Raw genomic sequence first — 16,057 nt, forward strand, 5'->3', positions numbered from 1 at the left:
ACTAGTAATAGAAAATAGGGAGTGATTTTTTTGGTAAAAGAGACAGCGTGGTTTTATGCCGAGTTTACAGAACCACATCAGCGGTGATGCGCTTACATGTGACCAGAACCATGGAACATGCCACCGAACATTCCGCCAAATATCATCCCTAAAATGCTGAAGATGATCCCTAGAATGATCATTGCAGGGATTGAAGCGATAGCGAACTTGACCATAAAGATCACCATCGACATAAATGGCATCTTAATATCAACAACAGTCACTTCTTGTTTTGTAGTTTCATCAGACACGAGCGTTCTCCTAAATTTGCATTCTGAATATGCAGCCAGTTTATTACACTCCAACTTAAGAAAACGTTGAGCTGCGTTGCGCTTTTCCCTTTATGGGATAGCAACTGATTAATCTGAGAAATACGGCACGCTATGAATCGCTATCGGAAGCGGGTAAAGCCTTTCAACCAAGCGCCGGATAATCCGTATAGCCGTGTTCATTGCCACCAAATAATGTAGAGCCGTCCAGTTCAGCCAGAGGTTGGTGGTGCTTTAAGCGCGCCACCAAATCTGGGTTAGAAACAAACGGGCGTCCAAACGCCACTAAATCCGCATAACCCTTCTCAAGTACCTCGTCAGCACGATCTTGGGTATAACTGCCAGCGACGATAATCGTGTTAGTGAAGTATTCGCGCAGTTCGATGCGGAAACTTTCTGGAATCACTGGTGCGTCGTCCCAATCGGCTTCAGACAGGTGCAAGTACGCAATATCACGAGCTTGAAGTTGTTTCGATGCATCGAGGATGGTTGGCACAATGTCTGGGCAGTTCATGTCCTTGAAAGTGATGAAAGGTGCGAGTCGTACTCCCACTTTGTTGGCACCAATGGCTTCGCTCACCGCATCGACCACTTCTAATAAAAAGCGAAGTCGGTTTTCGCGAGTACCGCCGTAGTTGTCGGTTCTGTGATTTGAATTGGTACGTAGGAACTGGTCAATCAGGTAACCATTACCGCCGTGGATTTCAACGCCATCGAAGCCTGCTTCAATCGCACGTTTTGCTGCATGGGCGAAATCACTCACTACACGGTCAATATCCGATTGAGTCATGGCTCGAGGCTTTACACAATCGACCATGTTGCCATTGCCTTGTTCGTCGGCAATCCACACTTGGGTTTCTACAGGTTTTAGTGCTGATGGGGCAATAGGCTGTTCGCCTTTTTGGAATGTCGGGTGTGATACACGGCCAACATGCCATAACTGACAAAACATAGCTGCGCCTTGCTCTTTTGCTGCTTGAGTGACGGTTTTCCAGCCTGCCACTTGCTCATCAGTGTAGACGCCTGGTGTGAATGAGTAACCCTGCGAATCGTCTGAAATCTGGGTGGCTTCAGAGATAATTAAGCCCGCGGTTGCGCGCTGCTTGTAGTAAGTCGCCATTATTTGGTTTGGAATGTTGCCCGGTTGGCTGGTGCGCGCTCGGGTCATTGGAGCCATGACTACGCGGTTTTGTAGATTCAGTTGTTTCAACTGTGTTGGTTCAAATAGTTTGCTCATGATTGGTTCCTTACTTAAGTAGTGGTACTTGGGTTTTGTTGCTTACAGATTCCATCCAATCTTTCACGGCGTTGTCCCATTGGATTTCTGCGGCACTGAAGAACCCGCGCAAAATAGAAAATAAGATCGCTTCGTCTATCAAAGTCACATGCTGGTAGGAATCGAGATTCAACACACTTTTCGCACGTTCGATGAGCGCTTCTACCTCTTTGGCAATGTTTGGTGTGTCTTGCAAAAGTGCGTCAAAATTGAGTGCGTCAGTTTCCTTTTTCGCGCGCCAAGCGAGCTGTGCAGACTGAGTGGCAAACTCTGGCAAATCCATGTTTGACCAACGCGGGTAACCCACTTTTTGTAGTGGAAGGAACGCGATTTTTTGCCAATCCAGCGCTTGTTGAGATGGCTGGCTTGTTTCACTTGATGTTGCCAGCTCAAGGAAGTAAGCGATGATATCTAGGCTTTCTGCCATCGCTTCACTGTTGTCTTTGATAAGAAGTGGTACTTGTTTGGTTCCAATCAGGTCTGTTGTGGTTTTGTCATCGTCATAAGCAATATTGATGACGTCGAGTTGGATATTCAGCATGCCAGCAATGTAGCGGACGCGAGCACTGAATGGGCAATGTTCGTAAATGTAGAGTTTCATAGTGTTTTCCTAGTGATTTAATTGGGTAGCCCCGCCTTTTCGGGAGGCGTTAAGTCAGGGCTACCAGTAGGGATGAAATTAGTTGTTGAAGCTTGGTGCTAGTTCGGTTTGTTTGCTTTCTTTGCGGTTCGCCTTGGCGATAAATAGCAAACCAATCAGTGGAACAATGATGGCTGCGTAAGGGATCATGCCTGCGCCCATTTGGCTATCGAGCACCATGCCGCCTAAGAAACCGCCAAAGGCATTGGCTAAGTTGAACGCTGAGATGTTTGCCGTCGCCGCTAATTCTTGACCTTCACCACCGTGGTTCATTACTCGAAGCTGCATTGCTGGCACGTTAGCGAATGACGCAATACCAAATACAAAGGCGGTGGCAATAAACAGAACTTTGCTGTCGACAGTTAGGCCGACCAGTACGAGTGACACAATCATCGCGATAGCCCAGAACATGGACGCTTTTTGTAGGCTTTTATCCGATGAACGACCACCCATGGTGTTGCCAACAATCAGACCTACGCCGACGATAACCAAAATCCAAGTCACGGCACTTTCACCAAAGCCAGTGATGTGCATGGCGATAGGGGCGATGTAACCATACAAAGTCATAAACCCCGACCAAGCAAATACGGTGATCGCAAGGCTGATAAGTAGCATTGGGTTTTTGAACGCAGCCAATTGCGCTTTGACATCTTTTGCTTCGCCATGACCAGTCGATTTGATCACTGAAGTGATGAAGAACAGAGCCACTAAACCAAAAGCGGCAACGGTTAAGAAAGTGGTGTGCCAGCCGAATTGCAAGCCAATCCAAGTACCGCCAGGCACACCTAAAACGTTAGCCAGTGTTAGGCCTGCGAACATCTGTCCGACTGCACGGCCTGCCATTTTTTCTGAAACCAAATTAGTCGCGACCACGGCTCCGATACCGTAGAAAGGACCTTGAACCAAGCCCGTGATCACTCGGCTGACCATCAACACAAAGTAGTTCGGTGCGAAAGCGGACAATACGTTGCCGAGAATAAACAGCACCATTAGCCCAGCTAGTACGGCTTTCTTGTTAAAGCGCGCTAAGTAAATCGTAAGTAGCGGGCCGCCAAACACAATGGCAAGCGCGTAGGCACTGATTAGATAACCCGCTTGCCCTTCCGTGATGGACAAAGAGTTGGCAACTTGAGGAAGGATTCCTGCAATAACAAATTCCGCGGTACCGATAGCAAAAGCTGCAAGCGTTAGGATCCATACCTGCAGCGGCATTTTTTCTTTATTCATGGGGGAGTCTCTTTTTTTATTTCGTTTGAACCCATTGGTGCCATGTTTTTGTATTGCTCTGACACCTTGTTTTTATTTGCGGTTAGCTAAGCGTGTGTTGTTAGCCAAGCAGTGCGCCACCATCAACATCAATCACGGCGCCAGTCATGTAGCTGTTTTCAATCAGAAGTCGGTAAGCTTTTGCAACGTCACTGGCTTCACCAACTTTGCCTACGGGCAAGCTATTTTGTGTGCGTTTGAACATGGCATTTCTATCGTCTTCATTCATGCCTTGATACGCCTCAGTTCTAGCCAAACCTGGGCTGACCGCATTCACTCGGATAGGAGCCAATTCTTTCGCCAGTACTTTCGTGGTCGCTTCAATAGCCGCGTTGATGGCAGTTTTGACGTAGGTGTTAGCAACAACTTTGCGCGATAACATGCCGGAAGTTAGCGTGATTGAGCCGCCTTTCTTGATGTAGCGTGCGCCATGTTTTGCCGCGTTGATGGCGCCCCAAAACTTGGTATCGAACGCGTATTTTGCTTGGGAAACTTCTACATCCACCACTTTGCCTGCCGGAGCATAAGAACCTGCTGTGACGATCAGGTGGTCAAAAGCACCAATGGTTTCGAAGTAGTGGTAAACCGACTGTTCATCACTGATGTCTAACCCTGTTTTGCGGCTTGCTACGTGGACAACCGCATTGTCGCTTGCAAGTTGTTGGCTAAGTTCAGCACCAATACCTGATGTGCCACCTAGTACGACGTAGACAGTTTTTTCTGTTTTCATGATTTGTTTCTCCAATCTCGTTTTGTTGGAGCCAGTATATTGATTGGAAGAAATTTGATAATTGGGTAATATTTGAATTGATTATTCAGCTCAGTCGAACAATGAAATTTCGGAGGTAATGTGGACAAGTTTTCGGATATGACGTTGTTTGTCAGCATAGTGAAGAACCAAGGGCTGGCAGCGGCTGGTAGAGAGCTTGGCTTATCGCCAGCAACAGTAACGGCAAGATTGCAGTCGCTGGAAGACCGTTATGGGGTGAAATTACTTAATCGCAGTACAAGGCATATTTCACTGACGGACTCTGGCGCTATGTACCATCAGGCATGTTTGGAAATCATCGACAGCGTTAAAGAGACGGAAAACTTACTCCAAACTGGCACCAAAGAAGTGCGCGGCACACTTAAGATCTCGGCTCCTCGTGATATTGGTAAGCAATATATTTCGCCAATACTGTCGGAATTTAGTCAGCTCTATCCCGATGTGATCCCTTATCTGTATTTGAACGATAACTTATCCAACTTGGCGGAGTCCGGTTTGGATATTGTTATCCGATATGGGGAGCTAGCCGACAGCAACCTTATCTCTCGCAAACTGGCGTCCAGTCGCCGAGTGCTTTGCGCTTCTCCTCAGTATTTGGCAAAGAAAGGCACGCCGATCACGCCACAAGATTTAGCACAGCACGATTGTTTAGCCATGGTTCGCAGCAATGAAGAGTTGAAAACATGGCACTTTCAAGATGAAGGGCAGCACAATGTAGTTACTGTCGTACCGAAGCGGTTTTCTGATGATGGCGAAGTGATTCGTCAATGGGCGTTAGATGGGGCCGGTATTGCGTTGAAATCGATTCTCGATGTGCAAGAAGACATCAAACAGCAGCGTTTAGTGACGGTGTTAAATGGCTATATGAAGAACTTCAACGCATCGACCTCTTCTGCAGGTGCAGATTTGAACGTGATTTACTTGAGCCGCCAGTATCAACCCAAGCGACTTCGTTTGTTTTTGGACTTCTTGATTGAGCGTTTTCATAGCCAGTTTCCGGAATAAACAAGGTTTAGACGGCAACCTGCAATTGAGGCCATGTGATTAGCCAGTTTTTGGATTCTACCCGAGATTGAAACAGCATTAATGTTCGCTTGGGATTGTAAGTAATCTGGCCTTCAAGCAAAGATTCAAACCCGAACGCTGAAATGCATTCTATCTGGCTATTCTCGTTCAATCTGGCAGCAACCGCCGTCTCTTTTTCTGGCCAGTAACTCATCGCATCCAAGGTACTTTGGTATGGCTTATCACCATTCCTTAGGTGCATGTTTGCTTGATTGCGAACTTGCCAATTTAGCTCTGGCATTAATGCCCAATTCTTCGCGTTTTCGTTTACTCAAGCCAAGTGCAACTAATCGATAAGATTCTGATAAATAGTACTTTAGCTCTTCGTCTAGGCGTCCGGAGGTTTCCGTTTGTTGAATCCACTTCATACCACGGTTTGCGAAATAAGGGGCAGGAATATAGCCCTCATAATCACTTAAAAAATCGAAGTTTAAAGGAGAAGTCTTAAACGTAAATGCAGGCTGCTTGTCTTTACTCCAGCCTCCGATAGCAAATACCTTTCCACCGACTTTCCAAACGTGTGCATCACCCCATTGAACCACATGAGAAGTGGCAGTGAATGAGCCACAGAATTGATTAAATTCATCGTATGTCATTGGGTTACCTCAATAGTGATTAGCTTAAATTTTGGGCTAACTTAGTAATGTGTGCAATCAAAGCCAAGTGAGATTCCGAGGTTTCCCTTCTATGGCGATAGATGCCGACAGTACCCGGCTTGGGCTGTGAGTCTACGGTTAAGATTTTCAACCCTAACGATTGTAAGTAGTCGCTCAGGTGGCTGGTATAAGACATTACGGCTATGCCACTTTTTAGTACATCAATACTCGCGAGTAACGAATCGACTTCGTAAGTTGGGCGGTTATCAAGTTGCTGACGTTCCCTTTCGTTTTGCTTGGGAATTGGGTTGTCTAAAACATGGTTAAACTTTTTTGCATCATAAGTGACGGATAGGGCGGGGTATTCATGGAGCATTTGTTTCGTCACCACTTTACCCAAAAGTGGATGATTGGGAGAGACAAAGTAAGCGTCAACAGTTTGAAATAAAGGAATAAAAGTAACATCACACTTTGACGACAACCCTACAATTTCATGACCAATGAAGAATTCAATTTGCTCATTAATCAAAGAATCCATTAAGCCTAAATGATTGCCAAATTCGACGTGCGTAGATGCGGATGGTTGATGAGACAAATGTTCATCTAAGGCTTGCTTTACGAACAAAGGCCACCAAGCGTCCCCGGCTCCTATTTTTATTTTGCCGACTTGATACTGCTTCCTTTCTTCAATGCCCTGCATCATTTGATTGTATTCGTGCTGCATCGCATCGCTATGACGATAGAGAATACGACCAAACTCGGTCAGAACCATGCCGCTTTGGTGGCGTTCAAAGAGTGTGACGCCAAGAGACTCTTCCAGCTTTTTTAAATTACTCGTCATTGTCGGTTGGCTTAGTCCGGCCATCCTTGCGGCGGCACTTATGCTTTGACAGCGAGCAATCAGTAAAAATTGCTGTAGAGATTTGTCCATTGTTATTCCATTTTTTAAACAAGGTTTCTTGAAGGTATTGTGCACAATTTCTTTTATAAATCACAAATCTGCTATCTGACATAATTGAATTTATTAGTGTTTCATAGATCTAAATCACTATTGGTGAGCAACATATAGATATTGTCTATAAAGCTGGCGCTGTTACCTATTTTTCTCTGAAGAGCGTGTTCCTTAGACTGTCGCCAAAATAACAATCTAAGGGATGAACATGAAACCAAGTTTTATTGCGCTTGCTGTTGCTGCAACGATGGGATTAGTTGGATGTGGTTCAGATTCTGATACCACGGAGATCGTCGATAAACCCATTATTTCGGAAGATCTTTACTTGCGCGGATTGAATGGCGATTGGGGGACTGCGGAACACGCGAAGCTGAACTATTTAGGGAACAACGAATATGAGACGGCTCTGCGTGTAGCGCGAGGTAGTAATCAATTCAAGATTGCCGATCCTGGCTGGCAAATTCAATACACCCATTTTGAACAGCCTGCGATGTTTGATGAAGCTCAGGATTACTTACCAAAACCAGAGACGAATGAAGCATGTATGAATGATGACTGCAATTCGGAAATCACGTTTGAAGATAAAGGTTACTATAAGTTCTCTGTGAGTTTTGCGGATGAAAGCAGCGCGACGATGACCGTAACAAAAGCCACGCAAGAAGAGGCGGAGAAGTACTACTCAGATGCTATTTTGGACCCTGAAATGGTGCATGAGGGGCATCAAAATAAAGAGCTAAAACTGTTCCGAAACTACGATGACAGTAATGAAACGGTGACTTTTTCTGTCAAAGATCCTAAAGCAGATCTGCGCGAGTTTGGCATCTCAACCACGACGGAACTGCGAGACGCTCTGGATCAAGGCATGGTGATTACGGAGAAAGAAGGGCCTCGTGTTGTTTCTGGCGATCTCGCGTTTGATGCACTGTTCGCTTTGACGATGAAAGAGCTCGATCAACTTGCGGTGTCTGAGATCAAAGACGGTAATTACAATTACAACAAACCAATAAAGGCAGAAGTGTTTGAGACAGGTGCCAAGTGGCATTACGTTTGGACTCGTGATTTGGCATATGCGGCCGACCTTTCCCTTGCGTTGATGAATCCTACGCGTGTTGAAAACGGTTTGGAATTCAAGTTATCAGCCTTCCGAGAATCAACTGATCAACAATACGATGGTGAGCAAATCGTCCAAGATACAGGCACTGGTGGCAGTTGGCCGATCAGTACCGACCGAACAACTTGGGCGCTAGGGGCAGAACGTTTACTGTCGGCACTGGATGGCGAAGCTTACAACCAATTCGCAGAGCGCGCTTACAACGCAGTTAGCAACACGCTAGAAGCCGACCGTTTAGCGGCGTTTGATCAAGATTCAGGTCTCTACACGGGAGAACAGTCGTTCTTGGACTGGCGCGAGCAGACATACTCTACGTGGACGCTTAATGATGTTAATGAGATTGGTAGTAGCAAAGCGTTGTCTACTAACGTGGTTCACTATCGAGCAATGCGCTTAGCGGCGAAGTTGGCAGAACAATTTGACTCAAAAAACGCAGTGAAATACGCAGATTGGGCTGAGCAATTAAAAACGGCAATCAATACCGAGTTTTGGAATGAACAGCGTGGTATGTACGTGAGTTACTTGTTCGATAACGGGCAAGATATTGCGGTCGACAAATATGACATGCTTGGTGAAGCGCTGGCGATCATAAGCGGTATTGCAAGCAATGAACAAGCGAAGCAAATCATGGAAAACTATCCTCACAGTGAGTTTGGTGTGCCAGTTTATTTCCCTCAACAACCTGATGTTCCTGTGTATCATAACCGTGCTATTTGGCCATTTGTCACCGCATATAGCTTGCGCGCTGCACATCAAACTCAAAACGTGGCAGCGGCTAACAATGCGATTCAATCCCTAGTTCGCGGCACCGCAACGAACCTATCAAATATGGAAAACTTGGAGTGGTTGTCTGGCAAATCGTTCATTATTCACAGTGATCATGGTGCAGATGCTTCTCTTGATGGCCCTGTAATTAACTCCCAGCGCCAGTTATGGTCGGTAGGTGGTTACCTCAATATGGTGGTCGAAACTATCTTTGGTATTCACACTGAAACAGGCCAATTGGAAGTGAAACCGTTTATTACCGCTTTGGTAAGAAACCAGATTTTTGCTCAGTCTGACCAAATCACGTTGGAAAACTTTAGCTTCAAAGGAAAAACGTACTCCGTTACGGTTAATCTTCCTGAGGCGGATGGAGAACTAAAAGGTTATTACCCCGTTAACGAGGTGAGTGTTGATGCTAACGGTAATTATTCTGTCACACTCGGCAATGTTGTTAATGATGAGAGCAGCGTCAACGTTATTGAAGGTGTAAAGCCATACGCAACAGAAAGTGCGCAAGTTTACTCTCCGCAAGAGCCTAACTTGGAACTTTCTCGCACGGGAGATAACGTCACGATTGATGTCACCAGTGATTACAACATCAACCTCTACCGAAATGGTCAGCTTATCCAAAATAATGTAAACGGTAAGCAGTTCAGCGATACGCTCAATGGTTTTTCATGTTACTTAGCTGAAAGCATTAACGAGCAAGGTTTCCGCTCCAACCCAAGTGAGCCAATGTGTATCGGCCAAGAAATTCGCGTGAAATTAGAGGGGGAGTATCAACCTTTAACAGACGATGTTGATGTGGTTACGGTGAGCAAAGACAGTGGTGATGTAAATGGTCTGAGTGCTTTCACCGTTCCTACCAACGGACGATACCAGTTGGCAGCGTGGTATAACAATAACCTAGGCCAACTAAATACCGGTATTACTAACGCAGTTAAAGAGCTCCAAGTTCTTGATGAGTCAGGTCAGTCAGTTGGGAAAGGTTACATTCAAATGGGCCATATTGGTGAGAACAAGGGAATGCGTTACTCAACACCGATTGAAGTTCCCTTGGAGCAAGGCAAATCATACCGATTGGTTCTCAAAGATCATTTCAATATGAGTTATTTGAAATCCAATGAAACCTACATTTATTCAGGTGGCGTGGATGGCGAAAAGAATGAAGCGCAAATAGCGGATATACGTATCACGCCGCTCCAGTAACATTCGATAATTACTTCAACAAAGCCGCCGAAAATTTCAGCGGCTTTCAATTTAAGTAATCATTAGATGTTTGTTGTGACGTGAATAATTTGGAAAGCTAATCTACCAAATTGGTGAGCTCTCTATGCTGTCTGATAAGTGATCGATGAATGCTCTTAGTACGGGCGTCATTTGCTTGCGAGTGGCATAAATGGCATGTACGCCGAGTGTTTTGGGCTGCCACTCTGGGAGCAAATGAATTAATTTCCCGTCATCGAGTAAATGTTTGACCGCGGGAAAAGGCTGTAAGCTCACTCCATTCCCATTCAATGCCGCCGCTAAAAGTACTTCTGGTGTGTTGGCGCTGATGTTCCCGTTAATCGATACAGACTCTGTTCCATTTGCCCCTTCAAATCGCCATTCAGAACGACCGAAATAGCTAAAGGATAAACAATTGTGATGACCAAGATCTTGGACGTTTAAAGGCGCGCCATTTTCTTCAATGTATTGAGGTGACGCGCAAATCACCGAGCGGCATTCGCCTAATTGTTTCGCGACGACATTAGAAGGCAACTCATTGGTGATGCGTATAGCAAGGTCGATACGAGAATCCACAAGGTTTACTGTTTCATCCGTTGATAAAATATCAATCGATACTTCAGGCCATTGAGCGACAAAACTTGTGATTGCATCAATTAAAAAACTGCTGACAATAGAGTAGCTTGCAGTAATGCGCAATTGCCCTTTTAGGCTTGCTCTATCCTTATTTCTGATACCACTCAACGAGTCTTCAAGTGCAAGCAATTCGCGTGCTATTTGCAGTGTTTCTTTCCCTGAACTGGTCAAACTAAGGCTTCGAGTTGTGCGGTGGAGTAAACGAGTCTCCATCCACTTTTCGAGCTCACCTAAATAACGTGTCACTTTGGTCCGGGACATGTCGAGATGCTCTGCTGCTGCACTTAAACTGCCACGCTCTACAATTGTGACAAAGACGTTCATTGCCTCAAGTCTATCCATTCTGTTGCTTCACCGTAGGAAAATCACTGTCACAGTATATGACCGAATTTCGCAATAGTGAAAGTTAATTTGCTGTCTATTTCATCTAAAACCAATCAAATAAGATGGCCTCAACATGAAACGAGCCGCATGAGTTGGTTCTCTAACACGGAATAAGATGATGAATAAGCGTTCAATTACTCTACTGGTCACCGCACTAGCGGCATCGAACTATGTGTCGGCTGCGGACTTAGCGATTACCCACTACAACCTCGGTGAAAATGCGATCTTCCCTGCAAGCTCTGTGCTTGTTTCTGGTGAAAAAGAGCTGATGTTGTTTGACGCACAATTTAGCGTCAAAGACGGAAAAAAACTGGTGGAACAGATTAAAGAGAGTGGCAAAGAACTGTCGATGATTTACATCAGCAGCGGTGACCCAGACTATTATTTTGGCTTAGAGCCTATTGTTGCGGCATTCCCAGATGTCAAAGTGGTTGCGAGTGAAGCGGTTGTTAAACATATCGAGCGAACAAAAGACGCGAAACTGGCGTATTGGGGACCGATTTTAGAAGAGGGCGCACCATCAAAAATTGTTGTGCCTACTGTACTCAATGACACCACTCTGATGCTTGAAGGCAAGCGCATTGAAGTAAAAGAAATCAATACTCATGACGCTTACCTTTGGGTGCCTTCGGAGAAGACGGTATTTGGTGGTGTATCGGTTTACAGTGGCGTTCATGTTTGGATGGCGGACACTCAGTCGAAACAAGAGCGTACCCAATGGTCTCAATCGCTGGAGCGCATGAAAGCACTGAAACCAAAAACCGTGATTCCGGGACACTACCTTGGTGACATGCCGAAAGGTGTGGAAGGTGTTCAATTCACTATGAACTACATCGCAGACATCGAACAAACGTTAGAAAAATCAAGCAAGCCATCATCAAGCGAGATTTCGGCAGCGATGAAGGCTAAGTACCCGCAGTTTGCTGCCACAGAAGGCGATCTTGAACTGGGCGCGAAAGTGCTGAGTGGTGAAATGGAGTGGCATTAATCTAAGCCTGTTATTCGCCATACTACCCAAAAACAGCCCCTCATTGTGAGGGGCTGTTGTCGTAATGGCTTTGCCACTTGTCGACGTGGTTTACGATGTGATTGCTGATGAGTAGTAAGTAATTAAAGGCGTGTTCAAAGCTTCAGAACAATTCTTGCCGAGTTACGTCACATACTGACACATTCAAAATCGGTACATGACCGATTAAATAACCATACAAAAAGTCATATTTTTGGTGTCACAGATGATCGGCGTATTTTTCCCCAATAAATACCTAGTCTAACGTGCAAATTATCTGTTAATTCATCACGGTGATGGACGTCATATAACTTGATACAGTTTGGCCAATTTAGCGTCTGTAGGGGTGTTTACACACTTCTTCATTGTCATAAGAGTCGAACGGTATGGTTAATGATGTAGATTTCACCTTTGATGTGGCTGGGTTCTCCGGTGCATTTAAAGTCGAAAGCTTTCGGATTACGGAAACAGTCTCTTCCCCCTTTGAAATGAACCTGACGGTGCTGTCCGATGACGATGCCATCACGTTTGGAGCCTTAAGCCGAAAAATGGGTGTCCTGAGCCTGTTTGGTCAAGGTGTGGGAACGGCTCGCCAGTTTAACGGCAGTATCTCTGAGCTTCGTTACTTAGGCTCTGGTCGCCGCTTCTCGCGCTATCATATTACCTTGGCTCCACACCTTTGGTTTCTCACTCAACGCCAAGACTGTCGCATCTTCCAGATGCAGGCGGTTCCCGACATCATTCGTCAGGTCTTTGATGATGCAGGAATGAGCGATTACCGCTTTGAGTTGTCAGCGCAATACGAAGCGAAAGAGTACGTTCTCCAATACCGTGAAAACGACCAGCATTTTGTGCAGCGATTAATGGCAGAGCATGGCCTTTGGTATTACTTTGAGCACGGCACTACTGGGCATACCATGGTCATTGTCGATAGCAACGATGCGATACCTGAGCTCATCAGTTCACCTACTAATGCTTCTTACCTAGGACCTGTGATTTATCATGCCCAAGGTGGTGGCACGCCAGATCGAGAACACATCTTCGACCTCGAACAAACGCATCGTACTCGCACTGGCATCGTCAGCTATGGCGATTACAACTATCTCACGCCGAAAATCCCACAAGGCAAAAGTGCGGATGAAGGCCCAAACTTTGATTTGCAGCGTTACGACTATCTTGGCCGTTATACTTCACCAGACACAGGGCAGCAACGTGTAACGGAGTGGATGTCCGAATACACGGTGGACAGCCATCAGATTGAAGCTGCGAGCGATATCATGCGTCTTACCTCAGGCTACAGCTTCGATATCAGCCAGCATCCTCGCGCAGGCATCAATCGTGATTACCTCATGTTGACGGTGATGCACACGGGCTTTAACCCTCGTGTACATGAGGAAGAGTCGAGTGATGAGCCTACAACTTATCACAATCAGTTTATCTGCCTACCACGAGATGTGACATTCCGTGCACCTAAAATGGCGTCACCTGTCGTTGATGGTCCTCAAACTGCCGTTGTGGTTGGTCCTGCGGGTGAAGAAATCTACACCGATGAATATGGTCGCATTAAAGTTCAGTTCCATTGGGACCGCTACACACAAAGTGATGAACATAGTTCATGTTGGTTACGTGTTAGTCAATCAATGGCAGCCCCGAACTGGGGAGCAGTCTATCTACCTCGCATTGGACATGAAGTAATTGTGACCTTCCTCGAAGGTGACCCAGACCGGCCATTAGTGACGGGTGCGGTGTACAACGGTTTACACACGCCACCATACCCGCTACCAGAGAATAAAACGCGCACTGTGTTTAGAACCCAAAGCCACAAGGCCGAAGGTTACAACGAAATGTACTTTGAGGATGAGAATGACCAAGAAGAAGTTCATTTCCGCGCTCAAAAAGACATGAAGACCAAAGTGCTCAATAACCGTTACCGAGATATCGGTAATGATGAAGAGTTAAAAGTCGGCAACAACCAAGAAAACAACATCTTAGGCGACCGTAAAGAAGTCATTGACGGGCATAAAACCTCCATCACTAAGCAAACCTTTATGGAGCAAGTTGAGGAAGATGTTCACGTTACTTACAACGCTAATGAGAAAAAGCAAATCGCGAATAATCAAACACTATCCATTGATGAAAACCGCCAAACAATGATTGGCAAAAGCACGTCTCTAGACGTTGAAGGAAATGCGACGCTCGCTATTCTAGATAGTCGTTCTGTAGATGTCGGAAGTGATGATTTACAACGGATTGGTGCAAACCTCACGGTGGATGTTCAAGGTAATACGTCTATACGCTCAGATGGAGACACGACCTATATTTCTGGAGAGGAAATCAAAGTTCAGGTTGGCTATGCGGGATTAATACTAAAAAGCAGTGGTAAGATTCAGCTCTATGGCTCTTCGATTACGATAGATGGTGGATCTGAGAGTATCATCAAAGGTGGTAAAGTCGCTATTAATCCGGGTAAAGGTAAATCTCGCTTTGTAGAAGCTCCGCCATATGAGTCTTTTATGCGTTATAACCAACGCATTGTATTGAAAGACCAGTCCACAGGTGTTGTACATGCAAACAAGCAATACAAGATAGTGTTTGAGGATGGAAAGGAAATTTTTGGTAAAACTAACGACAAAGGTCAAACATCGTTAATAAATACCAAAGATTTAGAGGCTTCGTTTGATGTTTACTGGAGAGAGATTTAATGAAAGATGACCTATGGATTCATGCTGGCAGCTCAAAAACAACAGATGCAAATGATAAAGAGCCAGTAGAACTGAATGTTTCTGCAGGAAATATGTTTTGGGCCGATGACCAAAGTGGCCAGGATTTAGATATACAATTTGCTGTAAATGGTAAACGTACTCCCTCCCTACCTAAAGAGTTCACGCCTAAGGCGACGCTGATTCCAAATACCATTGAGGGTACGTGTAACTCTCTTGAAGTGTATTTGAATGGGCAAGGCTACAAAATACTAGAAAAAATTCCAACAGATGGCATTAAATCACCAGGGGATCTAAGAGCAGCGATACTGACTTGTCCTGCTCAGCCCCAGAATCAAAAAACAATTATTAAACCTAATAATAATGGTGATAATGAAGTAATCACTATCCTTAAAGCAAGTTCTACTTTAGTTCTTCCAGAAAACCTTCTCGGCGAAGTCTTTGATATCGACCAACTATCAGAGGAGGTAGTTTCTGCACTTTATGACACTTTAGCAGAAAATGGTTTGCTGGCTCTGGAACAGTACGAGCACTTATCGAATGACAATAGGGATCAAAACATGGTTGCCACCATGCTGGTCCAATCAGTTGAGCACGGCAGGGTTTATTTACACTTCAAGAATAAATATGGGGCTGATGCTGCATTGGCGTATCTAAAAGAGTTTATATTTGAAGGGAGGTTTACTGTTAAAAGCATGCCACAATGGGGCGGGAAACTTGGTATTGTGTTTAAGGGAGACCGCAGAAATCGTGCATTTCTTACGGGTATAAACTACGGAATTGATGCTGACAAAGTTCAAATGTTTAGCTCCATCATTCAAGCTTCAGAAGATATGGCATCAGGAAGCTGGAGAAATCTTAGAAACAACGTTTCAAGTAATGCAAATCCGTTTAAGGGAACAAATATTATATCTTTTGTTTTTGTTGCATCTTTTGATGTATATGAGTTTTTTACAAAAGATATTGGAGAGCAAAATATTGCTGAGTTTTTAGGTGCTTTAGGCATAACTACAGCAAAGCTTTTTATCTCCGGAGTAATTTCTATGCTTGTCTTAGCTTTTGCTGTTATGTATTTAGGTAGTTTTGGGGTAGTTTTAAGTGCAGGCATTCTTTTTTTAAGTATTGCCGGAGTGTCTTTTTTAGTCGGTTGGGGGATTGACGCTCTTGATACAAAGTATGAGGTTAAAGATAAAGTAAAACTATTTTTAAAAGACGCTTTTCCTGGATTGACAATAGAAAATATGATCAATAAAGATATTGATAAAAACAAGCGTGATATTGATAATTACATTGGCTCATCAGCAATGCATGGTTCAGGATTTTTTGGGTTTTAAGG

General features: G+C 44.8%; 13 protein-coding genes and 1 pseudogene. 5 read left to right on the forward strand and 9 right to left on the reverse strand.

The features are described 5' to 3' along the window. Positions 1 to 92: 92 nt before the first annotated feature. The 5 genes from C1S74_RS19865 to C1S74_RS19885 form a co-directional block, all read right to left on the reverse strand. Positions 93 to 290, reverse strand: a complete 198-nt coding sequence (locus C1S74_RS19865; protein ID WP_038876674.1) for a hypothetical protein — start codon at positions 288 to 290, stop codon at positions 93 to 95. Between the two features lie 163 nt (positions 291 to 453). Beyond that, positions 454 to 1,545, reverse strand: a complete 1,092-nt coding sequence (locus tag C1S74_RS19870) for an alkene reductase (protein WP_045397182.1) — start codon at positions 1,543 to 1,545, stop codon at positions 454 to 456. 10 nt (positions 1,546 to 1,555) lie between these two features. Next, entirely contained in the window at positions 1,556 to 2,185 is a 630-nt protein-coding gene (locus C1S74_RS19875; RefSeq protein WP_045397185.1) for a GrxB family glutaredoxin, read from the reverse strand. Positions 2,186 to 2,263: 78 nt separating this feature from the next. Beyond that, on the reverse strand, positions 2,264 to 3,451 hold the full coding sequence (locus tag C1S74_RS19880; RefSeq protein WP_045397186.1) for an MFS transporter: 1,188 nt from the start codon (positions 3,449 to 3,451) through the stop codon (positions 2,264 to 2,266). Positions 3,452 to 3,551: 100 nt separating this feature from the next. Further along, a complete protein-coding gene (locus C1S74_RS19885; RefSeq protein ID WP_045397189.1) occupies positions 3,552 to 4,220 on the reverse strand; it encodes an SDR family oxidoreductase in 669 nt (222 codons plus the stop codon). A gap of 120 nt (positions 4,221 to 4,340) precedes the next feature. On the opposite strand from C1S74_RS19885, the gene C1S74_RS19890 reads away from it, so the two are divergent. Then, positions 4,341 to 5,264 (forward strand): LysR family transcriptional regulator, encoded by a 924-nt coding sequence (locus C1S74_RS19890; RefSeq protein WP_045397191.1) that lies wholly within the window; start codon positions 4,341 to 4,343, stop codon positions 5,262 to 5,264. 7 nt (positions 5,265 to 5,271) lie between these two features. On the opposite strand, the pseudogene C1S74_RS19895 reads toward C1S74_RS19890, so the two are convergent. From C1S74_RS19895 to C1S74_RS19905, 3 genes and pseudogenes are all read right to left on the reverse strand, one after another. Continuing rightward, positions 5,272 to 5,565 (reverse strand): annotated as a pseudogene (locus C1S74_RS19895) (nucleotidyltransferase family protein); the annotation flags it as partial. After that, positions 5,507 to 5,920, reverse strand: coding sequence for an MmcQ/YjbR family DNA-binding protein (locus tag C1S74_RS19900; RefSeq protein ID WP_045397194.1), 414 nt, complete (start codon positions 5,918 to 5,920; stop codon positions 5,507 to 5,509). The pseudogene C1S74_RS19895 and the gene C1S74_RS19900, both read right to left, overlap by 59 nt. Before the next feature lie 19 nt (positions 5,921 to 5,939). Beyond that, positions 5,940 to 6,851, reverse strand: a complete 912-nt coding sequence (locus tag C1S74_RS19905) for a LysR family transcriptional regulator (protein WP_045397195.1) — start codon at positions 6,849 to 6,851, stop codon at positions 5,940 to 5,942. 229 nt (positions 6,852 to 7,080) lie between these two features. Here C1S74_RS19905 and C1S74_RS19910 point away from each other — a divergent pair, with 229 nt between their 5' ends. Then, positions 7,081 to 9,957, forward strand: a complete 2,877-nt coding sequence (locus C1S74_RS19910) for an MGH1-like glycoside hydrolase domain-containing protein (RefSeq protein WP_045397198.1) — start codon at positions 7,081 to 7,083, stop codon at positions 9,955 to 9,957. Between the two features lie 102 nt (positions 9,958 to 10,059). Here C1S74_RS19910 and C1S74_RS19915 read toward each other — a convergent pair whose 3' ends face one another. Continuing rightward, entirely contained in the window at positions 10,060 to 10,953 is an 894-nt protein-coding gene (locus C1S74_RS19915; RefSeq protein ID WP_045397201.1) for a LysR family transcriptional regulator, read from the reverse strand. Between the two features lie 160 nt (positions 10,954 to 11,113). Here C1S74_RS19915 and C1S74_RS19920 point away from each other — a divergent pair, with 160 nt between their 5' ends. The 3 genes from C1S74_RS19920 to C1S74_RS19930 all read left to right on the forward strand — a co-directional run bounded on the left by C1S74_RS19920 (position 11,114) and on the right by C1S74_RS19930 (position 16,055). After that, positions 11,114 to 11,983 carry a Vmh family MBL fold metallo-hydrolase gene (locus C1S74_RS19920; protein ID WP_045397204.1) on the forward strand — a complete coding sequence of 290 codons (870 nt, stop codon included), beginning with the start codon at positions 11,114 to 11,116 and terminating at the stop codon, positions 11,981 to 11,983. 404 nt (positions 11,984 to 12,387) lie between these two features. Beyond that, positions 12,388 to 14,703, forward strand: a complete 2,316-nt coding sequence (locus C1S74_RS19925) for a type VI secretion system Vgr family protein (protein ID WP_045397206.1) — start codon at positions 12,388 to 12,390, stop codon at positions 14,701 to 14,703. Further along, entirely contained in the window at positions 14,703 to 16,055 is a 1,353-nt protein-coding gene (locus C1S74_RS19930) for a hypothetical protein (RefSeq protein ID WP_045397207.1), read from the forward strand. Before C1S74_RS19925 ends, C1S74_RS19930 begins: the two co-directional genes overlap by 1 nt. Positions 16,056 to 16,057: the final 2 nt, after the last annotated feature.

The sequence above is a fragment of the Vibrio hyugaensis genome (assembly GCF_002906655.1).
Classification (GTDB): Bacteria; Pseudomonadota; Gammaproteobacteria; order Enterobacterales; family Vibrionaceae; genus Vibrio; species Vibrio hyugaensis.